Annotated in this window: 26 protein-coding genes; 16 read left to right on the forward strand and 10 right to left on the reverse strand. The window is 39.5% G+C overall.

Annotated features, from left to right (window positions below; genetic code table 11):
• A partial coding sequence (locus FXW07_RS03615; RefSeq protein WP_229393796.1) for a PGF-pre-PGF domain-containing protein occupies positions 1 to 543 on the forward strand: 543 nt, incomplete at its 5' end.
• A 224-nt stretch (positions 544 to 767) separates the two neighbouring features.
• Positions 768 to 899 carry a hypothetical protein gene (locus FXW07_RS19195; protein WP_255678600.1) on the forward strand — a complete coding sequence of 44 codons (132 nt, stop codon included), beginning with the start codon at positions 768 to 770 and terminating at the stop codon, positions 897 to 899.
• Between the two features lie 90 nt (positions 900 to 989).
• Here FXW07_RS19195 and FXW07_RS03620 read toward each other — a convergent pair whose 3' ends face one another.
• The gene (locus FXW07_RS03620; RefSeq protein WP_229393797.1) at positions 990 to 1,334 is read right to left on the reverse strand and encodes a DUF5518 domain-containing protein; all 345 of its coding nucleotides are present in this window, start codon (positions 1,332 to 1,334) and stop codon (positions 990 to 992) included.
• Between the two features lie 166 nt (positions 1,335 to 1,500).
• Entirely contained in the window at positions 1,501 to 1,818 is a 318-nt protein-coding gene (locus FXW07_RS03625) for a SemiSWEET transporter (RefSeq protein WP_229393798.1), read from the reverse strand.
• A 293-nt stretch (positions 1,819 to 2,111) separates the two neighbouring features.
• Here FXW07_RS03625 and FXW07_RS03630 point away from each other — a divergent pair, with 293 nt between their 5' ends.
• From FXW07_RS03630 to FXW07_RS03655, 6 genes are all read left to right on the forward strand, one after another.
• Entirely contained in the window at positions 2,112 to 2,531 is a 420-nt protein-coding gene (locus FXW07_RS03630; protein WP_229393799.1) for an HIT family protein, read from the forward strand.
• 252 nt (positions 2,532 to 2,783) lie between these two features.
• A complete protein-coding gene (locus tag FXW07_RS03635) occupies positions 2,784 to 3,011 on the forward strand; it encodes a sulfurtransferase TusA family protein (RefSeq protein ID WP_048117519.1) in 228 nt (75 codons plus the stop codon).
• Positions 3,012 to 3,029: 18 nt separating this feature from the next.
• Positions 3,030 to 3,449 carry a DsrE/DsrF/DrsH-like family protein gene (locus FXW07_RS03640; RefSeq protein WP_048123572.1) on the forward strand — a complete coding sequence of 140 codons (420 nt, stop codon included), beginning with the start codon at positions 3,030 to 3,032 and terminating at the stop codon, positions 3,447 to 3,449.
• 238 nt (positions 3,450 to 3,687) lie between these two features.
• On the forward strand, positions 3,688 to 4,854 hold the full coding sequence (locus tag FXW07_RS03645; RefSeq protein WP_346655625.1) for a cysteine desulfurase family protein: 1,167 nt from the start codon (positions 3,688 to 3,690) through the stop codon (positions 4,852 to 4,854).
• Between the two features lie 250 nt (positions 4,855 to 5,104).
• Complete coding sequence (locus FXW07_RS03650; protein WP_229393801.1) at positions 5,105 to 5,740, forward strand: iron-sulfur cluster assembly scaffold protein; 636 nt, start codon at positions 5,105 to 5,107, stop codon at positions 5,738 to 5,740.
• Positions 5,741 to 6,233: 493 nt separating this feature from the next.
• A complete protein-coding gene (locus FXW07_RS03655) occupies positions 6,234 to 6,632 on the forward strand; it encodes a hypothetical protein (RefSeq protein ID WP_229393802.1) in 399 nt (132 codons plus the stop codon).
• Between the two features lie 373 nt (positions 6,633 to 7,005).
• On the opposite strand, the gene FXW07_RS03660 is transcribed toward FXW07_RS03655, so the two are convergent.
• Complete coding sequence (locus FXW07_RS03660; RefSeq protein ID WP_229393803.1) at positions 7,006 to 7,899, reverse strand: winged helix-turn-helix domain-containing protein; 894 nt, start codon at positions 7,897 to 7,899, stop codon at positions 7,006 to 7,008.
• A gap of 347 nt (positions 7,900 to 8,246) precedes the next feature.
• Here FXW07_RS03660 and FXW07_RS03665 point away from each other — a divergent pair, with 347 nt between their 5' ends.
• The 4 genes from FXW07_RS03665 to FXW07_RS03680 all read left to right on the forward strand — a co-directional run bounded on the left by FXW07_RS03665 (position 8,247) and on the right by FXW07_RS03680 (position 13,186).
• A complete protein-coding gene (locus FXW07_RS03665; RefSeq protein ID WP_229393804.1) occupies positions 8,247 to 8,999 on the forward strand; it encodes a cupredoxin domain-containing protein in 753 nt (250 codons plus the stop codon).
• Positions 9,000 to 10,426: 1,427 nt separating this feature from the next.
• Positions 10,427 to 11,389, forward strand: coding sequence for a YbhN family protein (locus tag FXW07_RS03670; protein ID WP_229393805.1), 963 nt, complete (start codon positions 10,427 to 10,429; stop codon positions 11,387 to 11,389).
• Positions 11,365 to 12,495, forward strand: a complete 1,131-nt coding sequence (locus FXW07_RS03675; RefSeq protein WP_229393806.1) for a glycosyltransferase family 4 protein — start codon at positions 11,365 to 11,367, stop codon at positions 12,493 to 12,495. The genes FXW07_RS03670 and FXW07_RS03675 overlap by 25 nt, the downstream gene beginning before the upstream one ends.
• Positions 12,470 to 13,186: a polysaccharide deacetylase family protein gene (locus FXW07_RS03680; RefSeq protein WP_229393807.1), complete on the forward strand. Its 717-nt coding sequence runs from the start codon at positions 12,470 to 12,472 to the stop codon at positions 13,184 to 13,186. Before FXW07_RS03675 ends, FXW07_RS03680 begins: the two co-directional genes overlap by 26 nt.
• A gap of 74 nt (positions 13,187 to 13,260) precedes the next feature.
• Here the strand turns inward: FXW07_RS03680 and FXW07_RS03685 are convergent, their stop codons facing one another.
• Positions 13,261 to 13,560 (reverse strand): metalloregulator ArsR/SmtB family transcription factor, encoded by a 300-nt coding sequence (locus FXW07_RS03685; protein WP_229393808.1) that lies wholly within the window; start codon positions 13,558 to 13,560, stop codon positions 13,261 to 13,263.
• Positions 13,561 to 13,935: 375 nt separating this feature from the next.
• Here FXW07_RS03685 and FXW07_RS03690 point away from each other — a divergent pair, with 375 nt between their 5' ends.
• The 3 genes from FXW07_RS03690 to FXW07_RS03700 all read left to right on the forward strand — a co-directional run bounded on the left by FXW07_RS03690 (position 13,936) and on the right by FXW07_RS03700 (position 15,962).
• A complete protein-coding gene (locus FXW07_RS03690; RefSeq protein ID WP_229393809.1) occupies positions 13,936 to 14,241 on the forward strand; it encodes a hypothetical protein in 306 nt (101 codons plus the stop codon).
• A gap of 233 nt (positions 14,242 to 14,474) precedes the next feature.
• A complete protein-coding gene (locus FXW07_RS03695; RefSeq protein ID WP_229393810.1) occupies positions 14,475 to 14,888 on the forward strand; it encodes a metalloregulator ArsR/SmtB family transcription factor in 414 nt (137 codons plus the stop codon).
• A 174-nt stretch (positions 14,889 to 15,062) separates the two neighbouring features.
• On the forward strand, positions 15,063 to 15,962 hold the full coding sequence (locus tag FXW07_RS03700; protein WP_229393811.1) for a permease: 900 nt from the start codon (positions 15,063 to 15,065) through the stop codon (positions 15,960 to 15,962).
• A 626-nt stretch (positions 15,963 to 16,588) separates the two neighbouring features.
• On the opposite strand, the gene FXW07_RS03705 is transcribed toward FXW07_RS03700, so the two are convergent.
• From FXW07_RS03705 to FXW07_RS03725, 5 genes are all read right to left on the reverse strand, one after another.
• Complete coding sequence (locus FXW07_RS03705) at positions 16,589 to 16,882, reverse strand: hypothetical protein (protein ID WP_229393812.1); 294 nt, start codon at positions 16,880 to 16,882, stop codon at positions 16,589 to 16,591.
• Between the two features lie 168 nt (positions 16,883 to 17,050).
• Positions 17,051 to 17,350 carry a sulfurtransferase complex subunit TusB gene (gene tusB, locus FXW07_RS03710; RefSeq protein ID WP_229393813.1) on the reverse strand — a complete coding sequence of 100 codons (300 nt, stop codon included), beginning with the start codon at positions 17,348 to 17,350 and terminating at the stop codon, positions 17,051 to 17,053.
• A 33-nt stretch (positions 17,351 to 17,383) separates the two neighbouring features.
• Complete coding sequence (locus FXW07_RS03715) at positions 17,384 to 17,728, reverse strand: DsrE family protein (protein WP_229393814.1); 345 nt, start codon at positions 17,726 to 17,728, stop codon at positions 17,384 to 17,386.
• 23 nt (positions 17,729 to 17,751) lie between these two features.
• Complete coding sequence (locus FXW07_RS03720; RefSeq protein ID WP_229393815.1) at positions 17,752 to 18,132, reverse strand: DsrE/DsrF/TusD sulfur relay family protein; 381 nt, start codon at positions 18,130 to 18,132, stop codon at positions 17,752 to 17,754.
• A gap of 38 nt (positions 18,133 to 18,170) precedes the next feature.
• Positions 18,171 to 18,968, reverse strand: a complete 798-nt coding sequence (locus FXW07_RS03725) for a (Fe-S)-binding protein (protein WP_229393816.1) — start codon at positions 18,966 to 18,968, stop codon at positions 18,171 to 18,173.
• 269 nt (positions 18,969 to 19,237) lie between these two features.
• Between FXW07_RS03725 and FXW07_RS03730 the strand changes: the two genes are divergently transcribed.
• The gene (locus FXW07_RS03730) at positions 19,238 to 20,029 is read left to right on the forward strand and encodes an epoxyqueuosine reductase (protein WP_229393817.1); all 792 of its coding nucleotides are present in this window, start codon (positions 19,238 to 19,240) and stop codon (positions 20,027 to 20,029) included.
• A gap of 289 nt (positions 20,030 to 20,318) precedes the next feature.
• Here the strand turns inward: FXW07_RS03730 and FXW07_RS03735 are convergent, their stop codons facing one another.
• Complete coding sequence (locus FXW07_RS03735) at positions 20,319 to 21,116, reverse strand: (Fe-S)-binding protein (RefSeq protein ID WP_229393818.1); 798 nt, start codon at positions 21,114 to 21,116, stop codon at positions 20,319 to 20,321.
• Positions 21,117 to 21,277: the final 161 nt, after the last annotated feature.

A 21,277-nucleotide genomic window follows, 5' to 3' on the forward strand; every position in this document is an offset into this window, starting at 1 on the left:
AAGACAATTGCAACTGTAGAAATGCTCAAATATAAATCTACTTTTGTATCAGTAGCACCTTCTGGTAAGATATATAAATATGTGAATATCTGGGTAGGAAATTATGGAGCAGGAGTCGCCAATTATTTTGAAAATGGGTTTATAGAGTTCAAAGTTGAAAAGTCATGGCTTGAAGAGAATAACATTAGTCAGTCCCAGATAATTCTTCAATGGTATAACGAAGACTGGGAACCGCTAGAAACCGAAAAAGTTAAAGAAGATACGGATTACGTTTATTTTAAAGCGAAAACATCTGGCTTCTCCTGCTTTGCAATAACCAGTTATTCCAAAGATACGGAAAAGATAGCGGGAGGTAGTGGACTAGCAGAAGAAGAAGTGTTGAGAGACTGGAACGGTGAAACAAACACAAGTACCTTCAACGGAAGCGCAGAAACAAATGGCATGATTAAAAATCCTATGGGAAAAGCCAAAATACTTATGGCAATTTCTCTGCCTCTGTTCTTAATTCTTGTAGAGTACTTTGTGATGAAGAAAAAGATTTGAAAAACTTTTTCTTCAGAATTTTATTTCAATTAAACCTCATTTTCCTATGAAAAACTTTAACACCAGCAGAAAGTCCTTTATGTTTTATGCATATGCCAGAGGCTCTGGGTCTAGACTGTACCAGAATAAAGGATCATCATTTTAAAATCGACATCAACAAAAATGATCGAATATGAAATATCGACCTGCTGAATCTAGTTTTTTACTTTCGAGGCTATATATTATTGTCAAACTCTGCTCTGGAAGCTGAAAATGCTACAGAGGCCACCTGGCTTTTCTCTGAAACTCCAGGAGTAGGGTTATACGAAGAAGCTTCATATGTAAAACTTGAAACTATGGTAGCGAGAACCAAATAAATAGTGGCTCGGGGGAAGTTAGCCCCGATTGAAATGCCATAGATGCCTGCCGTTTTACCGGCGGGAGATATAACAAGCAAGGCCCTACTGTCAAAATTCTCCCTTTTCAGCTAGAACAGCCCCAATTACCGAGCCAATTATACCTATCACAGCAGTATGAGCTACGATGACAATGGTAATTATAAATGCAGAAGCAGCTACAAGTCCCCCAATAACAGGAATGTCTCTGAGTATCGATCCAAGAAATCCCCCAAGAAGAAAACCCGGAATAATCATGAAAACGGTCATCAGAGCTCCAGTCTTAAGTCCTCCTCTAGAACCTCCATCTGCATAGTAGCCACCTAAAAACCCTCCAAGAAAAGGAGCTATGGAATTTACTAATGGAATAAAATAGAAGACAAAAGTACAGACCATACCTATGAGTGCTCCACCCAAAACTCTAGTTATTATCTCACCTCCACAGTAAAGAAAGTACAAATTGTGGTTATTATAACAAAATTGGTTTAATTATTCATAAATATATAGCTGGATAGTCATTATTATTTGACATAAAAGTTCTTTCAGGTACTTTTCATTTCGTTGTGCCTGTGATTAGAGAATTTCATGTGCGTTTTTTAGAAAAAAACACGTCCTTTCCAGACCCCCCATACTTGCTACAAAAATTAAGAACAAAACCCGAATAGTCATTTTTAAGCTTGAGCCCCAATAGTAAGAAAGCAAGTACGAAAGAAATACTGTTTGCAGCTATCAGGGCGGGATCATTTACCAGGATACCGTGAAGCATCCAGAGAAGCATGCCTGAAGTAGAGCAAATTAGCATCATAAGAGATACATCTTTTGTAGACTTCGTAGTCAAAGCTCTTAGAAGCTGTGGAGCAAAAGCTACAGTTGTCAGTGCACCTGCGATATAACCAATCATTGGGTTTCACTTCCAGAGTTTCGCTAAAGGGTCACAGAAAATAGGAAATTTTCTGGGAGTTGCGATGTAATAGCAACAGCACGATACCCTTTTCGTCAAAGTTTGGGCTCTGTAACCCTAGTTTCGTATTGGGATAACAGGGTCCTTTCACTTAGCTTAAGAGAGTTAAGACTCCCGGCTCAATTAATTAAGGAACGATTACTTAAATAATTTTTTTATACACATATAAAATTTGCGGAAGAAACAGAACCCTGATATAAGCGTATTCCCTAAAACTCTACTGGGATATGGTTATGATGGAAGATTGCCTTTTTTGTAAAATAATAGAAGGAAAACTTCCTTCGGAGAAGGTATATGAAGACGCTGTCGTTTTTGCATTTTTGGATGTTTTTCCGGCAAGCGAAGGGCATACTCTAGTAGCTCCAAAAAAACATTTTAGCAGATTTACGGATATGGATGCGGAAAGTGTCGCTTTGCTTTTTGAAGCTGCAAGGAAAATTACGGCTGCTGTCGAAAAGGCATTTTCGGCAGAAGGATCAAACATAGGAATCAATGATGGAAAAGTTGCCGGACAGGAGGTTCCCCATGTACATGTACACGTTATTCCCAGGAGAAAAGGAGACGGCGGGAGAGGGATAAAATCCGTAGTATGGACTGAACCTGATACCGCCAATTTAAAAGAAGTTGCGGAAAAGATAAGGCGAACGCTCTGAAAAGAAAGACTTCTCACAACAAGAGAAGTATTCCCAGACAGAATATTTCCTAGACAGAATGTTTCCCAGACAGAATATTTCCTAGACAGAATATTTCCCAGACAGAGGTATTCCCAGATAGAGTTTTCAATATGAAACGATAATATATTTTTCGATAATATATTTTTTTGAATCTAATGGATTTGGGGAAAGACAGCAAACAGAACTGTTGTCAGAATCCTTCCATTTCTCTTACTTTGGGGGGTAAGAATAATGGCAGAAATGGAAATCGATGTTAGAGGGCAGACTTGTCCGGTTCCGCTGGTAGAGTGTAGAAAAGCCTTAAAGAAAGCCTCTCCAGGGGATCTTGTTATTGTGAAAGGGACACATCCAGCGTCAAAAAAGGAAATTCCTATGGCCTGTGAAGCAATGGGGCTCAAAGTGCTGGAGATTGAAGATAAAGAAGGAGGAAAAGAGTGGGAGATAAAGATCCAGAGATAAGCCGGAAGAGGAATGAAAATGGGGGAAAAGACGGTCATTATACTGCATAGTGGCGATATGGATAAGGTATACAGTGCACTTATAATTGCGAACGGAGCTCTGGCAATGGGTATGGAAGCATCCATATACTTTACCTTCTGGGGGTTAATGCGCTTGAAGAAAGGAGAGCTTGATAAGGGACCACTCTCCAAGATGAATATGCTTGGGCTTGGCAGGCAGATGATTAAACAAAGAATGAACAAAGCCAATGTTGCGTCACTTGAAAGACTGATGAATGATTTCAAGGAACTTGGTGGAAAAATAATCGCCTGCGAGATGACCATGGAAATTATGGGCTTGAGTAAAGAGGAGCTTCGAACGGAGTGGATAGATGAATGGGGAGCTGTAGGCTCATATATTCAAGAAGCACGGAATGCAAACGTAACTCTATTTATCTAAGGCCTGGAGAAATCTTAGAATTTGAACTGGAGCTTAAAGTGTCACAATAATTTGGATTTTCCGGATTTGACCTGATTTAGATGCTTACCTGATTTAGATGCTTGATATTCAACTATTAGTATCCAGGAGATTATTGCTTCAGGAATTTATCGGATTAAAAGTCCAGGAACTTACTGGAGAATCTGAAATTTAACTGTAAAATCTAAAATTTGATTATTTCAAATGGGGGGGAGAATAAATATTTGAGAATGTAATATATCTTGACAATGCCGCATGCACACGATTGGATGAGCGTGTACTTGAAGCAATGAAGCCATATTTTTTTGATATATATGCAGTAGCAACATCGGAATTTGGCTATTCTATGGGTATTGACGCAAAAGAAGCACTCCAAAGGTCCCGCGAAAACATAGCTTCAAAGCTCGGTGCAGATTCAGAGGAGGTTATCTTTACTTCAGGGTCCACTGAGTCAAGCAACACAGCGCTTAAAGGAGTTGCTCTGGCTCTTAAAGAAAAGAAAGGAAAACATTTTGTTGTCTCGAAGATAGAAGATTTTCCTGTGCTGAATACAGCAAAAGCTCTCGAGAGACAGGGGTTTAATGCGACTTTTCTGGATGTTGACGCTGAAGGGTTTGTAGATATCGAAGGGCTTAAAAACACTATTACAAAGGAAACGGTTCTTGTCTCAATCCAACAGGGGAACCAGGAAATAGGAACAGTGCAGGATTTGAAAGCTATCTCGGAAATATGCAAAGAAAAAGATGTGCTCCTGCATACGGATGCTACTCATAGCTTTACCCGACTACCTCTCAATGTAAAGGAACTGCCTGTAGACCTGATCACAATGTCCGCCCATACCATCCACGGCCCAAGAGGAATAGGTGCGCTTTACATCAGGAAAGACACCCCAATAACCAAACTCATGGATGGAGGTTTCCAGGAGTTTAACCTGAGGGCAGGAGTAGAAAATATTCCATCAGCCGTCGGTTTTGCAAAAGCTGTAGAGCTCGTAACTGAAGAGGAAAACCAAAGGCTCAAAGCAATGAGAAACCGCGTAATTGATAAAGCACTCTCCGAGATTCCGGACGTTACACTCAATGGAAGCCGGGAAAGACGCCTGCCTCAGAATGCAAACCTGACTTTCCATTATGTAGAAGGCGAATCCGTAACTTTGCATATGGACATGAGAGGTTTTGCAGTAAGCACGGGTTCAGCCTGTTTTAGCCGCTCCCTTGAAGCCAGCCATGTAATTCGGGGTATAGGTGGAGACCATGAGAGAGCGCATGGCTCAGTGCGTTTTACCTTTGGGCGCTATAATCATATTGAGGATGCTGATGCAGCAATTGAAGCAATGAGTGAGATAGTGGCAAGGCTCCGAGAAATAAGCCCCCTTGCAAGGAAATGAATGGGAAAAAGGTAGAAAAAATAGCAAGATGAAGCAGAATCCAGGCGACCACATAAGTAAATCAGAAAATACAGTCAGAAAATACAGTCAGAAAATACAGTCAGAAAATACAGTCAGAAAATACAGTCAGAAAACACAGTCAGAAAACACAGTCAGAAAACACAGTCAGAAAACACAGTCAGAAAATACAGTCAGAAAATATAGTTAGAAAATATAGTTAGAGAAAGTTACAAAAATATAAGGTGAGATTATGAAGTTTCCTTACAGCCAAAAAGTACTGGAGCATTTCAAGAACCCGCACAACGTGGGAAAGATCGAGAACCCTGATGGAAAAGGTCTTGAAGGAAGCCCGGCTTGCGGAGACATGGTAGCGGTTTACATTAAGGTCAATCCTGATACCAAGATCATTGAAGATATAAAGTTCGAATCTTATGGCTGCGCCTCAAACATTGCTACTGGCTCGGTTATTACAGATATTGCGAAAGGAAAGACCCTTGATGAGGCAAAGAAAATAACATGGAAACAGGCTTCGGAAGAACTTGGAGGGCTCCCTCCGATCAAAGCCCACTGCTCAGTACTTGCAGTTGAGGGCCTGCGGGCCGCAATCAAAGACTATGAAGAAAAACACGGGCTTATAACCGAGAAAGAGCCTACCACAGAAGAGGTTGTCAGGAGCAGACTAAAGCACGTTATGAACCCCCTGACCGGCCTTGACATAATTCGTACAAACCTTATCCTGAAAACGAGTGTGGAAGATGGAGTTGTGAGGGTGGTTGTAGACCTGCCTGCAAACCATCAGTTTGCTCCAGCAATAAAAGAAGATATTATGGAAAAATTGGGGTCTTTATGGGATGTCGAAAGAGTTGATGTAGTGTTTACGGCCTGACAAGAATTTAGGTTTATATCAGGATTTCAAAAGAAAAATAACACAAAACAGGTATAATAACGCATGTATAAAAATGCCAGATGGGGAGAGGAGTATGAAATACAGAAAAGTGACCTAGTATTTATCTTTACTCACAGCAATTGCAGTTATCTTTTCGGGATGTACAATAGGGGAGTCAAAACCGCAGAAAGAAAATTCAGTTATTAAACCAGCTCAAGCGGAAACTTTTAGGGGAGAGAGCAGAAGCCTGGGCAACGGAACTGCTTATTCCTGGGTTATACTTGACAGAGAAGGAAATCCTTCATCAATAGGAATAAACTTTACAGAATCGGCTCTTCAAGGACTTCCAGAAGAGGAAATTACAGAGTATACACTTGCTCTGCCAGAAGAAGTTGCTTCCACGGCTTATAACCACATTGGAATAGATTGGAACCCTCATGGGCACGAACCTAAGGGAATTTATGACAAGCCGCACCTTGACTTCCATTTTTACATGATAAGCCCTGAAGAGAGAGACAAAATTACGGCATCTGGGGAAGATTGCAAGAACGTATCGAAAAAACCGGCACCTGGATATATTCCGGAAGGATATGTTTCCACACCAGGAGGAGTCCCCAGAATGGGAGCGCACTGGATAGATCCAAAAGCGCCCGAGTTTAATGGGCAGCCTTTTAATGAGACTTTAATTTACGGGTTTTATGGAGGAAAAATGGTTTTTGTCGAGCCAATGGTTACAATAGACCTCCTTAAAACAAAACCGGAAATAACAAAAGAGCTTAAACTGCCAAAATGCTATCCGACAACTGCATACTATCCGACAAACTATTTTATTGGCTATAACGACACAAGTAAGGAGTATACAGTGGCTCTTGGGGATCTGACTTTCAGGTGAAGCCCGGCTTAAAAATAGAGAGAGGAGTATTTTCTCCTCTCAAGTGAGTTTATTTTACTCTCAAAAGAGTTCATTTTACGCTCAAATGAGTTTATTTTACTCTCAAATGAGTTTATATTACTCTCAAAAGAGTTTATTCTTCTCTCAAATGAGTTTAGCTCAAAGAAACGCAGAGTTAATGAGCTCAGTCTGTGGAATATGTTCATTCGTTTTCTCATCTTAACACAGGTGTAACAGCCGATTAATGGGAATTTAGTAGAATCCAGTTCGCTCAAAAAAGTTAATCTAGTGTTCAGATACAAGAAAAAAGCAACAAAAGAAATGCAAAGATCGAAATAAGTCTTAGGAACAAATTAAAAACGGAGAACAGATTTCACAATGTAGATAAAGATGAAGATACGGGCTTTGACCTTTCCTTATAATACATAAAAAGTTCCTCTCCCCATTTTAAAGCCTGAGGCTCAAAGGCAATTAGAAATCGGGTTGTCACTCTCCCTTTTTTGTCAAGTAGAGAGAGGAAAAAGATCTTATCAGTTACAATCAATGATATGGGTTTTAAGTCACCTTCGTATACCAGAAAATCAGAAACTTTACTGCGAAAGACATTTTTTATTTCTTTTTTATATTCGATTAGAGCTTTGTTAATGATGGGATTGCTTGTTTTTAGAAGTGGAATATCGGAATGATATTCAGTATGGAAAGCCTCTAGAACTTTTCCTGTAACAATTGTTGTAGCTTCGATGTCCTTTTGAAGATACTCAAAAAGAAGTAAAAGAGAAAAAGGATGAACTATCGAAATAAAAGACATTATACTCCTGGAACTCATTAAATTTGTCATAATCTCTTCTGGAAGCCGGAAAACGTTTGAGAAATCCTGTTCTATAATTTTAACGTGACCAAGTTCTCCTATTTTATTAAGAATATGGGGAGGAATAGGGCTTACATCATGGTCAGACCAGAAGTCCAGATTTTCTTCATAGACTGAAAGCGTATTCAGGAAAAACTCTGCATTTGAAGCAATCACCACACCCATATCTGAGAGGGAGTATATTCCATGATCTTCGAGAACAAGGCCCCAATCAGTTAATTTTTTAATTTGGGGGGTGATTGATTTCCAGGGAAAATCAAGCACATCTTTGATATCCTCACTACTTTTTGAACCTTCTTCTTTAAGGAGCAAAAGAAGATTCTTTCTCTTTTCAGAAAGGAAAATCGTATCCAGAAGCGAAGATTTGGTTTCTACTCTGGTATGTGCTTTTGATTTCATCTTACCTAATTAATACATGAAGGGACTATATAAATTCAATCAAAAAAATTCTTATTTTCAAGAAGAAGGAACAGAAATCTAACTTTTTTCACTTATAATCTTTAAGATAAAAAAGATAATCAAAGTGTTAAGGTGTCAACATTTACAGTTCAGTTTGAATAGCCAGTTTAGAATAACCAAGACTTTTTGCTTATTCCAAAGTGGTTTGCCTGGCAAAAGCTTCTGGATTATTCCCACCACACGAATAAAAATCATACCGTTTTGGCTATATGAAATGCATATCAAAGTTTAGAGTGGCAATTCCAAAAAGGAGTTAGATACAAAGCTGGAAAACTGGAGGTTTTAAGATGGAAAACCGTAATAAATCTATAATCTTTGCCCTGCTAATAGTAGCGCTTCTTATTACGTCGACAGGTTTTGCAGCGGCAAAAGAGTCAACAATAGTTGTAAAAAGTGCTGATACCCCTGCTAACAGGGTAGCCATTTTCAGTGCCTTTTCACCCGAAAAAATTGAGATACACTCCGGTGAAAGTGTTACCTGGATTAACTTCAAGAAACCAAAAGCCCCAGTAGTGCTTGCAAGCGCTGACGAGCTTTGGAAAGAGACAACGTTGGGCTATGGAAAAGCCTTTTCCTTTACTTTTGAAAACCCCGGAACCTATTCTTTTACTCTTAAAGATAATCCTGACATAAAAGGAACAGTAACCGTACTTGCTGGTGAATCACAAAACGAAAATTCAGAAAAATCTGTGGGAACAACAGTCACCGCAGAAAAAGCACAGGTTCAGTCAAAACCAGAGTCCTCTGTGAAAGTTATAGAGACCACGAATAAAGAAAACGTCACTCGTGAAGAAAAGATAGCAATATATTCAACGACGCTTACTCCAAGTCTCCTGGAAATTGAAAAAGGAAGCACGGTTTCGTGGGTAAACTACAAAAAGCCAAAAGGGTCCTCAGTGCTTGTAAGTGAGGATGGTTTGTGGGAAAAACAAACAATTAACTACGGAAAAGCGTTTTCATATACGTTTGAAAATTCAGGAACTTACACATTCAGCCTGGAAGGAGTTCCAGAAGCAAAAACTACTGTAGTAGTAAGGTAAAAACGATATATTTTAACAAAAAAAAGTTGGAAAAATTCAAAATAAAAAATCCACATCAGGAAAACCAATTAAACACCGAAAGATTTGTCACCTACGCAAATATAATGAGACTTAAAAAAGATGTACGGTAGTAGGGGTTTATTAATTTAGTTCATGAGTGAAATCAGCCGGTATAAGCAAGAATTAAGTAAACAAGGGGATAGTTAGAGAGATAAGTAACAATTATTTCTCAAAAATATCTACAATATTTTTAACATATCCCTTATAGGGTTTGCTGAGGGCATTTATTTTCACATTGCCCGCACTCCGTACATTTTGAAGCCTTGCCTCTAAGGCCACTTTATAAAAGCTTCTCTTCTTCTATTTAATCAAATATCTCAGTATTGTTACAGGGCTTAAAATTTTTAGAAAGCTCTGCTCAGTAATCTCTGCTCAGTAATCTCTGCTCAGTAATCTTTGCTCATAATCTCTGCTCATAATCTCTGCTCATAATCGCTGTTTCGCGATAGGCAGTATCGATAAAACTGACGCCCTGATCTATAGCATAACGAGTCATATATACAGCCTTTTCTTCATCAATTTTTGAGTCGTCACCCAAGAGTAGGAAGCAATATGGGGCCGAATCCAAATACTGAGACGCTTTTTGCCTTTTTGACCAGGTTTTCGATATAGCATATATATTTATCCTTTATTTTAAAAGGAAAATCCACCCCGAAAGAAATTCTTACTGCTTTTTCATCAGAGTAGGAGACGATACTTTGTGAGACTACGAACAATATAAACATCAGCAAAAGAAATTTTATAAAAGAATAAATTCGAAAAAAAATAGTAATAGAAAACTATATTAGAAATGTTAGGTTTCAATTTGAAACTAAAAATATAGAGTTGAATCTGGAAAAAACGATGATGACAGGTATTATATAAAAAGAATCTAAAAATAAGAATGGGACCGGGTAGGAGATGAGAAATACTTTTTAATGAGTTATAGCTTCGGGCATGTAGAGATGCAGTCTTTGATACGTAAGAAATGTTGTATCCTGAAATGATTTAGTGGATTCAAAACCGTTTGGAAGTCTAATTCATAATACAACAGCAGGCGACACAAAAGGTTAAACGTTGAATAAATTCCAATTCAATTTGGTATTGTGGAATGATTACGTAAAATGAAACAAATTCAAAGTTGGAGTAAAATAATGGTCACCTGTACACGATATACAAATATAATAAAAGATATTTAAAAAGCAAAATAATTTTGGGATAAAACATACGTAAAAAAGAATATTTTAAATATGTCTTTTTCAATCTGGAAAAGTACAAAATCCAGAGTTTGATCAATCTCAATGGATGGAAAATCCAGATAGGAACAGATTTTAATTATAAAAAATATACACAGAAATTCCACTCTGAATCCCTATGAAGGTGTATTTTTGAATCAGGGAATATTAAAGAAAGCCATTGTGATCCTCTTACTGCTTACAGTTGGAGTATTTCTGGTCCATGCCTACTGGACAGAGATTGTATCTGTTCTTGGAGAGAGCTTGAAAATGCTCACCGAAACACGGATTCGATATGTCATTCTGGCGTTCTTAGTTTACCTGTTGAGTGTGTACTTATTTGCAGTCCGCTGGCAGCAGGTACTTTCCAGCATTGGCCACGACCTTAAAGCCACAGACCTTCTTCCCATTCTTTTCGGAGCAATTTTTGTGAATAATCTAACTCCGGCGAACAGGACAGGAGGCGAACCCCTGCGGATGTTATGGGTTAACAAACGTTTCGGGATAAGTTATACCGACGCTTTCATAACGATCCTCTTTGAAAGGCTCGTTGAAGTGATTCCAATTATCCTGCTCTTATTCTATGTGCTATATTTCGTTCCTTCTTTAGAGATTAAATTCCTGCCTCAGAAAAATATCCTGACCTTAAATTCAACTTATCTATTGCTCTTTGCTTCCCTTGCAACCGGAATACTCATATGGATTTTCCGGAAAAGATTTACTGTCCTTCTTAAAGATATAAAGCAAAACTGGAAAAAACTTCATAAATCTTTTATTCCTGCTCTCCTGCTATCTTCCGGGGTCTGGATTCTTGACATAGTACGACTTCAACTGATCGCCCTGGCTCTAAATCTGAATCTTTCTCTGCACATTATCGCATCAGTTTCAATCTTATATCTCCTGCTCGGACTCCTGCCAATAACTCCTGGAGGGCTTGGAATAGTTGAAGGAGGACTGGTCTCCCTGCTTCTATATTTTGGGTTATCGCTTGCTTCTTCAGGAAGTTTTGTTTTTCTTGAACGTTTTATCTCTTTCGGACTGAGCAGCCTGATAGGATTCCTATACCTGTTTTATTACGGAGGATCTGAGATATGGAAAAATATAAAATTGCAATGATCAGTGATTGGTATTTTCCAAAGGTAGGAGGAATCGAGTATTCAATGCACACCCTTGCTAAAACCCTGAGCAGGCATGGATATGAGGTAAGCGTTATTACAAGGAGCTACCCGGGTGTTCCCGAGTACAGTAAAAGAGATGGAGTATCAGTAATAAGGGTCAAAGGTAGACCTTTACCCGGACAGAGTCGATTTCTCACGCCCGGTGCATATAAAGAACTCTTCAGCCTTTTGAAAAACGGGAATTATCAGATTGTCAATTGCCATGGGCTGGATTCTCCCATAGGTATGGTTGCTCTTATTGTTTCCAGAAAACTCGGCATTCCCGTAGTAGTCACCAATCACTCCCTGGTAGGAGATACACCATATAGTTCGCTTTTATATCTTGCAGGTAAATTGCTTTTAAAGAACGCCGATGCTGTAATTGCAGTTAGTTCGGCAGTTGAAAAAGACTCAAAACTGATGACAAAAAAACCAATTTACCGGATTTTCAATGGAGTAGATTCTGAGGATAAAATCATCACAGTCCCTTTTCCTGTAAATACTGAAGGAAAACTCATAATTGCCACCGTTGCACGCATGACAAAGAAAAAGGGTGTTCAAAACATTGTAGATCTAGCTCCTTCACTTCTGGAAAAGCATGAAAATTTGCTGTTTGTAATGATAGGAGACGGCCCGCTAAGGGAAAAGCTTGAAAGCGCAGTGGAGGAGGCAGGTTTATCCGGAAATTTCTACTTTACAGGGGAAGTGTCCAGAGAAAAAGTGCTGGGATATCTGGAACAGGCAGATATCTTTGCCCTTCCTTCGAGTAATGAAGCTTTTGGAATTTCGATTCTGGAGGCAATGTCAAAAGAAGTTCCTGTCGTAGCAATGAATAACAGTGGAGTTTCGGATATTGTCAGGAACGGGGTAAATGGTTATCTTGCAGACAGCCTTACCGAATTTTCATGCTATCTCGAGGACCTTATAGAAAAACCGGACCTGCGAACTTCCTTTGCCAGGGAGGCTTTAAGAGGTCTTTCAAATTATGACTGGAACCGGATATGTAAACAGACAAGCAAGGTATATACAAGTGTCATTTATGAAAAATATCACAATAACCGTTGATGTGGAAGAAGACTGTCCCCCTATGCTTACAAGTACGAGAGGCATGGAAGAAGGACTGCCTGAGTTACTGGACCTTTTCAAAAAAGAAAGGATAAAAGCAACCTTTTTTGTTACCGGGATGATGGCTGAGCAATATCCTGACGTTATATCCAGAATTCCTAAAGAAGGGCATGAACTTGGATGCCATGGATATACCCATACGCGTTTTGACCGGATGGATAAAGAAGAAGCCAGAACTGCTCTTAAACAGGCTGGAAAAGTTCTGAGGCAGTTTGAAAAGAAACTGGTTTCTTTCAGGGCCCCAAACCTGCAGTTTCCGAAAAATTATCTTGGACTTCTGGAAGATGAGGGTTTCAGATATGATTCATCCATTGCAGCGTATAAGCCTCCGTTTCCCCGGAGCAGAGTTGAAGGCAAAATAATAAGAATCCCTGCGACGATTACTTCTTCATTTATAAGGCTGCCTCCGGGAGTTTTTATCCCGCTACTCAAGCGCTGGGAATCTCCTGTTATCTTTGTCCACCCCTGGGAATTTGTGGACATGTCAAACACATCTATACGCCTGGACTGCAAGTTCAATACTGGAGAAAACGCCCTTAACAACCTTAAAACCCTGATCTGTGCTCTAAAAGATCAACACTACGGTTTTTTAACCTTTCAAGAAAGAGCGAATCTTGAAAAAGATAAGTAACTGCCTTAAAGAGTAAATATTATGGTTATTCGTACTGGATAGGTTTGTAGTTTTAACTGAGGTAATGGCACAGATTATTCTTCAAGGACTTCTAAAATTTTCCTAATTTTTTCGTTTTGTATAGAATACAGCCTCTTTTTCCCTTCTTTTCTTACTTTAATTATCCCCCAATCCTGTAATTTTGCAAGGTGCATTGAGGTATTGGACTGCGTTTTGCCAATGATTTCTGGAATTTCACAGGCGCATATTTCTCCGTTATTACCGTACTTATGTTCTCCGCAGTTACACTCAGATTCGATTAGAGCCTTGATAATTCTATACCTTGTGTCTTCACTGAGGGCTTTGAAAAGTTGTAGATTTTCTTCATTAATCATATCAATATTCATTGAATCCGTGAAACTATATATATTTATCTAAGGCTAGAAGTTGAACCTACTGTTTCTGATCTGAAGAGAGGAAGACACTTGAATTGAATGATCTGATAGCCTTTCTAAAAATTTCAGTTACACTTTTGAATCCTTGACATTTCTTTTCTTGCTCTTTTTGATTCCTAATTTGGGAATTACAGTCTGGCGATCAACCTTGAAACCTGCCAGTTACATCTTTAGGGTATACGTTTTGTCGGGCGCCTTCGATGGTTATTTTGAGTCACGGTATATTATGGTCGCCACCCTTATATATCATATCGACAGACCTAGATATCAATATTCTTTGATATATGTGTGGATTCTAAAAGGAGACGTTTTTAGATGAGTAAACTCGGAAAAAATTTACTTGGGAAACTCACAGGAAATAACAAAAGTTGCTGCTGTTGCGGGCCTTCTATTGTAAGTGTCAGAAAGATAAAAGTTGGCAATAAAGATATGGAAATTGCCGGATTGGATGAAGAATTCGAAAAACAGAATGATATAGGCAAGACTCCAGAGAATATAGACTGCGAAGAACTTATTCGAAACCTCACAAAGATAAATGAAATCTCTGAAGACGACCTGGAGAAATTCAAAGTCGCAGTGTTGAAAGAATATGAAATATACTGCCAGAAGAAAAAAATATAATCATATTTATACATATGAATATGAAACATTGCCAATCATGAGGAGAATTTTGTTATGAGGCCCTGGAAATGAATTTTAAGTGCTCGATTTGCGGAAAAGAAGAAGATTCGTTACTCCGAGCCAATCACGTGGACTTAGGAACTATAAAACTATGTGTAAAATGCTGGTCAAAAGAACAGAGTAAAAACAAGCTGCTCCCTTTAGAAGGTGGAGGTAGCTGCTGCAGGTAATTCATGGAAACCGAAAAGAAATCAGATACGAATAAAAGAAAGAGTGAAGTGGAAATCGAAAGGTTGAAGCGTTTTATTTTTGATCGGGATCAGTTAGAAGTAAGAACTCAAAAGCTCAGTTCTCTGGTAAATATGCTGGACGAAGAAGTACTAAATTCGGAAACAAGGGTTTTTAAGGCTCTTGCCGATACGAATCGTCTGAAGATTTTAAAACTATTGAAGGAAGGAGAACTCTGTGCCTGCGAACTAACGATTGCCCTTTCCAATTCTCAATCGACTGTTTCTCATCATCTTTCAGTATTGAAAAATGCGGGCCTTATCAAAGAACGGAAAGAAGGTAAATGGTCTTACTTTCGTCTCTCAGATGGAGCGGTTATTGAGATACTTAACCAGGCAAAGCTGCTTCATGACAAGTGAGCTTTCAGTAAAGTTCTCTTTTTGAAAGTAGGATATAAGGACAAATTTGGACCCTTCAAAAACGGTTTAAGCTTCGAAAATGTCGGGTTCTGGAGAGAATACTGTGTATTCAGATTTCCAATAGCTGTAGCTTTCGACGGTTGAAGAAAAAGTAAATTTTGAAGGAAGATCAAAATGTTCTGGAATAATTTAACTGTGGCGGTCAATTACTTCGTTGAAATAGCAGTCGAGCTTGCTGTTTTATTTATAGGAATAACCTTTCTCGTGGGGCTGATTCAGGAGTATGTGCCAGACGAGACCATAAAAAAAGCACTTGGTGGGAGGAACAAGATAATAGGAAGCATCCTTGGGGCAGGATTTGGTGCTCTAACTCCTTTCTGCTCCTGTTCAACTATACCACTTCTACTTGGAATGCTCAAGGCTGGTGCCCCTTTTGCTGCAGCAATGACATTCCTGTTCTCATCGCCTTTGCTAAACCCGGTGATAATATCTCTATTTGTCATTTTACTGGGCTGGAAGGTGGCTGCTCTTTACTTTGTTGTAGTCTTCATAGCTGCAGTTGTCATCGGCCTTTTGCTTGATGGACTGGGATTCTCAAGATATGTTAAGCCAGCCGCTGTTGTACGAAACAGCTGTGACTGTCAGCAATCAACGGACGCAAAATCCAGGATACAGAGATCTGCAGGGTTCGCGTTCAGCCTATTCCGTCAGCTCATGCCCTATCTCCTCTTAGGAGCAGGCATTGGTGCATTTATTCACGGATTCGTACCAACGGACATTGTCTCCCGCCTCGCAGGACCGAGCAATCCTCTGGCAGTTCCTGTGGCTGTAATTGTTGGCATCCCTCTCTATATCCGGGCTGAGACTATGATCCCTATAGGACTGGCGCTAATTGGAAAAGGGATGAGTGTGGGAGCAGTACTTGCACTGATAATTGGCGGAGCAGGAGCTAGCATACCAGAACTGACCCTTCTTTCAGCCATATTCAAGAAAAGATTATTGGGAGCCTTCGTAGTGACCATCTTTACCATAGCTGTAACTGCAGGATATCTTGCCAATCTGCTGGCATTGTGAAAGCAATCAACGAAAGAACCAGAATGATGCCGTGCAGACAAATCAAAAACCTGGCATATTTACCAAATGTCCTGGTGTCGAGTCAATCATCAAGGATTCAATAATTCCGAATAATTGCAATCGATTTAATACGACATTTTGTTGTTGACTCAACACTAGAAATTCAGTCTTTTATCTCATCTCTGACCTGTCGGAAAGATTTTGAGCTTCTCTTCAGCTGATCCCACAGCCGAAGCAGGGCCCTCAAAATTTTGTGGATTACTTCTCTTGCTCTGGGAGATCTGGCGGAAGCTGTAAATTAGTACTGCAAATAAGGCAGGCCACTTTAGACTATCGAAGCAGAATCCACGCGTTTTCAAACGTTGGATGAATGCATAATATGTCTCAACATCACATTTTTAACTCTGGCACTATATTTATATTATCGAGTCTTATATATATTATTAAGTTTTGTCTTGGAAGCTGGAAATGGTACAAGAGCCGCTTAACTTTGCTACTGGACTTAAACTATAAGGTTCTACAGAGTAGTTTTGCAGGTAAAAGTTTGAACGTTGATGGCGAGAACCGGAATAACAATTGCCTGGGGCAGTATGGCATCGGTTGAAATTCCGTAGGTGCCCGTCAATTCATTGGCGGGAGCTGTCACCTGCATTCTTTGCCTCTTTTGTTATTTCTTTCATCATCTCCCCTACAAGGTTTGCTTTTTCACAGTGAGAAGCCTCTTTTGGTTTGCAGTTCAGGAGAATGCTCATCAGTCTATCGGCCATCCGGTAGAACTTGAGATCTTCAAGCCGGATCAAAAGTGCGGACAAGTTTTCGCTGAACTCCCTACATTTGTCATGGTTACAGACAGCCTCCTCATGCAACTGGCATACCGATTGCAGATCTTTTATTATTTCGCTCGGGATATTCTCGACCATAGGACTCAACCCGGTTAGCATTTATTTTCAGTAATTTTAAGAAGCAATTGAAAGTATAAAAGTAAAATTCGGCAGAGCAAAATCTGGGAAAATAAAATATGAGAAAGTAAAATATGGAACATCTAACTGTAAATCAAAAAGTATAATTTCATTTTTAAGGCCAGTATTTTAAAATGCATACTCATGCCTGCAGTGCTCCATTATATCCTCTATAAAATCCAGGTAAAAGTCATCCGGGACTGTCACTTTGTCTCCGGCCCTGACGGCTCTGGCTTCGAGGTCTTCTTTACATGCGTAAATTTTGAACTCTGGCTGTTCCTCTATCCCGGTAAGCAGATGATAAACTCCGTCTCCTGCAAGGTAGATTCTGGCTTTTCCTGAACGTGCAGCCAGTTTGAGGCATAACTCCGATCTCGGGCTGAAGGGAGGCTTTGTCAGCAGAAACACATCCGATTGTTCTTTTTTCATATTATCATCCAAATCCTTAATCAGCAACCAGTATTAAAATGAGAGAACGCAGTCCGAGCTTTCCATTGTTTCAAAAAATTCTTCTTCGTCGGTCAGTTCCAGAGTTTCGATGAAGGTTTCCCCGAAAAGCCCTCTTTCCACAAGCGAAGGCTCGTGCACAAGCACTCTCAACTCCCCGTATGCATATAGAATATCTGCAAGGTTTGGTAATCCAAGTTTTCGGCTATCTTGACCTGCAACTGCAAGATAAACTCCATCACCATAAAGGCCAAGAGTCACATCCATTTCGCTAAGGCTTACTGCGGCTGCATTCAACGCTCCAAATGCTTTTTCACTGCCATATGGAGCTGTATCCAGCAGATAGAAAACTGATTTCATCGTTTAGACCTCGTTTCTGCTACTCATCTTGACAATGAAATTACTCTATCACTCTTACCCAGCATTTCCGACAGTTCATAAAGGCTAGTAATTCTTATTCCAGGGAGATAATCTCTGCAGTTACTTCCCTGTATAATTTCTTCTTCTGGAATGTAGCCTCTTGCACCGGCACATCGCGCACAGGCTCGAATAACGACCCCTTTTTCCGCGAGTCCGGAAAACAGTTGTCCTGCATTGGTAAAGAAGGACGGGTCCTGGCCTTTTTTTGGAATATGCACCGCATCCAGGTACAGAAACATGTTTACTTTATGATTTTCAAGTGCAGCCTCAGCGAGTTTGTAGGCAATGTCAGCGTACTCAGAGATGTAAGGACCATCAGTGAGAACTATTGTTAGTGTCTTCAAAGCTTCCTCCAACTAATTGATACGTTAATGATTGCGACTTAAATATACGCAGCCAGAAACTGTAGCCGTTCGAGATTGGGTTCATAACCTGGCTCTTTAAGTTGCGTACACTGATCTAAACTTACCTGTCCTGCCATTAGCCTTATGGCAAAGCTGTAGCAGCCCTGTTCACCGCAGTCTCGACAGTTGGTCTGTGGCAGGTGTTTATATATGTCCATAAGTTCTACCCTGACTTTTTCTCTGAGAGGCGGAACTATTCCTTTTTTGATAGTTTCATTAATAGTGTTTTTTAGATTTTCGAGCTCTTCTTTAGCTTCACTCTCATTTTTAACCATTCTCATAACTACTTTTCCGCTACCATAAATAGTTGTAATGATTTCTCCTTTTTGAATTATGAGACTATCTTTTTTATCTGAATAATTCCCTCTGGGAAAGATTGGTTCAAGAATTTTTAAGACCCCACCCAGCGGAGGAGCCATATTTGCAATTACTCTGAACTTTGTAGAATCCGCTATACAGGGCAAAAGCTGTCGAACTTCCGCAATCTCCACAGGCTTTGCCTGAGAAAGGTCTTTAATTTCTTCAGTATTGCTTTTTTTGTCACTTTTTAAGAAATTTTTGCCATATTCACTGATTTTTGCAGTTCTTTCTGTTAACTCAATAAGGTCTGCATCTTGTAAAATCTTCAGATGGAAATCAATCGTTTTATTCCCGACTAGAGCTTCAATTTCCTCAACATTTCGATGGCCGTTTGCAAGGAAGTTTATTATTTTCCTTCGGGTCTTATTGCCCATAGCAAAATTCACCAACTTTGTTTCACTCGAACCTCCTGACATTTTACACCTCTCAGGTACTATTGGAGTTTAATTCCGTAGATCAATTAAACAGTATCAGCAAAGATGTCTAAGAGCAAAACCTAACTCTTTCAAGCTATTCCTACAATTAGTTATGACGTTATATCAATAAAAACACAAAAGCCAAATATCAAAAAAGATTGATACGTAAACATTTAAACGGTTATAATTTAAAGAAGATCTGCCTGACTATTAAGTTGAGGCAAAAGTCTCTCATAAAAAGTATCTCATATATTTTAGGAGATCCTAATATGGAACTAAAAAACAAGATTGAGACCATAATAAAGAATACTGTAGCAAATTCAGATACTAAAACAAGATATCGTGAACCCATCATAGGTTTTGCTTCTACTACCGATCCTATTTTTATGGAAATTAAACAAATCGTAGGTATTCATCACTTAAATCCAAAAGAAATCTTTCCTGAAGCAAAGACCGTTGTCGCTTTCTTCTTGCCATTTGACAAAGAGCTTGTGAAACAGAACTTGAAATCAGGCGTGGTAAAGGAATCTATTCAGGCTAGTGTAGATACTTCTCACCTTATCGGAGAAATCAATGAAAGAATCAGAACTGAACTGGCAAAAGAGGGTGTCACAGCAATTGTACCTAAAATTATTTTCGATTACAAGAATAATGGTTTTAATGTTTCATGGTCTCACAAGAGCGCCGCTTATGCTGCCGGAATTGGAACTTTCGGAGTAAACCAAATGTTGATTACAAAAGCCGGATGTGCAGGTCGAATTGGATCTCTTCTGATTTCTGCCGAAATCCCTCCTACTCCACGTCCAAAAGAAGAGTTCTGCAGGCACAAAAGAGGAGAAAAATGCCTTGTATGTGTGGATAGATGTCAATCCGGCGCTCTTAGTTCAACTGGGTTTGATAAAGAGAAGTGCTTTATGCAGCTTCAAGAAGACATAAAAGCTTACCCTGAACTCAATCAACATGGCTGTGGAAAGTGCACCACTGGCCCCTGTACCCTGGATCCTGCTGAGTTAGAGGAGGATTCTGTAAAGTCCTTGACAAATAATGTCTTTGACAACTAATGTCTTTGACAACTAATGTCTTTGACAACTAATGCCATATAACTACAAAGTCATTAGAGTTACAAAGTCTGTATAGTTACAAAGTCGATAGTTATAAAGTCGATAGTTACAACATTGATAGTTACAAAATCGTCATAGTTGCATACTCAATGGAATTTTGCCCATTTAGTAGACAGAGACTTTGCAGAAACCTGGAAATTACTTTGCCGGTATTTCATTCAGCATGGAATGCTATACCAGGGAACCGTACTTTTCGATAGGCTCTGAAATATTCTTCAAATTATTAGGCTCAAATGTACGCACTGAGAACCTGCAAATGTTCCTGGTTAGTTGCGTACTCCGGCTCCTTGAGCGATGTACACTTATCAAGGGAAGCTTCTCCGGTCATGAGTTTTATGGCAAAAGTATAACAGCTCTGTTCGCCGCATTTACCGCAATTGGTCTGGGGCAGGTATTTGTAAAGCTCCATGGGTTCGACCCTAACCTTTTCGCGGGGAGCAGGAGCAACACCCTTTGCAATAGCCTCATTGATGGTACTTCTAAGACTTTCAAGCGCTTCTCTGGCCTCTGCCTCGTTTTTAATCATTGTCATGGTAACTTTTCCAGTACCGTAAACCGTTGTAAGCACTTCTCCTTTTTGCAATATCAGGGCGCTTATCTTGTCCGAGTATCTGCCTCTGGGAAAGAGAGGTTCAAGAACTTTGAGGGTTCCACCAAGCGGAGGAGTCATATTTGCAATTACCCTGAATTTTGAGGAGTCTGCTATACAGGGTAAAAGCTGCCGGATTTCTGCAATATCCACAGGCTTTGCCTGAGAGAGATCGGCATTTTTTTGAGTATCTTTTTCTTCCTTGCCCTTCAGAAAATTTCTGCCGTATTCACTTAACCTGACTGTTCCGTCTGTTAATTCAATCAGGCTTGCCTGTTGAAGAAGCTTGAGATGGAAGTCAAGCATTGTCTTTCCTGCAGCTTCTGCGACTTCTTCGGTACTTTTATCGCCATCTACAAGAAAGTTCATAATCTTCCTTCGGATGGCATTAGACATAGCATTATTTACAAGTTTTATCTCATTCGGATTTCCAGGCATTTCCACACCCTTGTTATTATATAGAATATAATTTCTTAAGATGTAACCATTATTTTTCCAGAGAGCTACCACTATAAGACAACATTTTTACTCAAAAATGAAGTCAGTTCTTCGGATTAATATAGAATCTTCTAATCAATATGAAGCTTACTTCATAAGAA

Origin of the sequence: Methanosarcina sp. DH1 (assembly GCF_020804205.1) — an archaeon.
In the GTDB taxonomy this organism is placed as follows: Archaea; Halobacteriota; Methanosarcinia; order Methanosarcinales; family Methanosarcinaceae; genus Methanosarcina; species Methanosarcina vacuolata.

What these genes read in the sequence shown, in the direction of transcription:
- FXW07_RS03625 (WP_229393798.1), bottom strand. Translation starts at nt 1,818, where the DNA reads ATGATTGGTTATATCGCAGGTGCACTGACAACTGTAGCTTTTGCTCCA.
- FXW07_RS03630 (WP_229393799.1), top strand. Translation starts at nt 2,112, where the DNA reads ATGATGGAAGATTGCCTTTTTTGTAAAATAATAGAAGGAAAACTTCCT.
- FXW07_RS03635 (WP_048117519.1), top strand. Translation starts at nt 2,784, where the DNA reads ATGGCAGAAATGGAAATCGATGTTAGAGGGCAGACTTGTCCGGTTCCG.
- FXW07_RS03640 (WP_048123572.1), top strand. Translation starts at nt 3,030, where the DNA reads ATGGGGGAAAAGACGGTCATTATACTGCATAGTGGCGATATGGATAAG.
- FXW07_RS03650 (WP_229393801.1), top strand. Translation starts at nt 5,105, where the DNA reads ATGAAGTTTCCTTACAGCCAAAAAGTACTGGAGCATTTCAAGAACCCG.
- FXW07_RS03655 (WP_229393802.1), top strand. Translation starts at nt 6,234, where the DNA reads ATGATAAGCCCTGAAGAGAGAGACAAAATTACGGCATCTGGGGAAGAT.
- FXW07_RS03660 (WP_229393803.1), bottom strand. Translation starts at nt 7,899, where the DNA reads ATGAAATCAAAAGCACATACCAGAGTAGAAACCAAATCTTCGCTTCTG.
- FXW07_RS03665 (WP_229393804.1), top strand. Translation starts at nt 8,247, where the DNA reads ATGGAAAACCGTAATAAATCTATAATCTTTGCCCTGCTAATAGTAGCG.
- FXW07_RS03675 (WP_229393806.1), top strand. Translation starts at nt 11,365, where the DNA reads ATGGAAAAATATAAAATTGCAATGATCAGTGATTGGTATTTTCCAAAG.
- FXW07_RS03680 (WP_229393807.1), top strand. Translation starts at nt 12,470, where the DNA reads ATGAAAAATATCACAATAACCGTTGATGTGGAAGAAGACTGTCCCCCT.
- FXW07_RS03685 (WP_229393808.1), bottom strand. Translation starts at nt 13,560, where the DNA reads ATGATTAATGAAGAAAATCTACAACTTTTCAAAGCCCTCAGTGAAGAC.
- FXW07_RS03690 (WP_229393809.1), top strand. Translation starts at nt 13,936, where the DNA reads ATGAGTAAACTCGGAAAAAATTTACTTGGGAAACTCACAGGAAATAAC.
- FXW07_RS03695 (WP_229393810.1), top strand. Translation starts at nt 14,475, where the DNA reads ATGGAAACCGAAAAGAAATCAGATACGAATAAAAGAAAGAGTGAAGTG.
- FXW07_RS03700 (WP_229393811.1), top strand. Translation starts at nt 15,063, where the DNA reads ATGTTCTGGAATAATTTAACTGTGGCGGTCAATTACTTCGTTGAAATA.
- FXW07_RS03705 (WP_229393812.1), bottom strand. Translation starts at nt 16,882, where the DNA reads ATGGTCGAGAATATCCCGAGCGAAATAATAAAAGATCTGCAATCGGTA.
- tusB (WP_229393813.1), bottom strand. Translation starts at nt 17,350, where the DNA reads ATGAAAAAAGAACAATCGGATGTGTTTCTGCTGACAAAGCCTCCCTTC.
- FXW07_RS03715 (WP_229393814.1), bottom strand. Translation starts at nt 17,728, where the DNA reads ATGAAATCAGTTTTCTATCTGCTGGATACAGCTCCATATGGCAGTGAA.
- FXW07_RS03725 (WP_229393816.1), bottom strand. Translation starts at nt 18,968, where the DNA reads ATGTCAGGAGGTTCGAGTGAAACAAAGTTGGTGAATTTTGCTATGGGC.
- FXW07_RS03730 (WP_229393817.1), top strand. Translation starts at nt 19,238, where the DNA reads ATGGAACTAAAAAACAAGATTGAGACCATAATAAAGAATACTGTAGCA.
- FXW07_RS03735 (WP_229393818.1), bottom strand. Translation starts at nt 21,116, where the DNA reads ATGCCTGGAAATCCGAATGAGATAAAACTTGTAAATAATGCTATGTCT.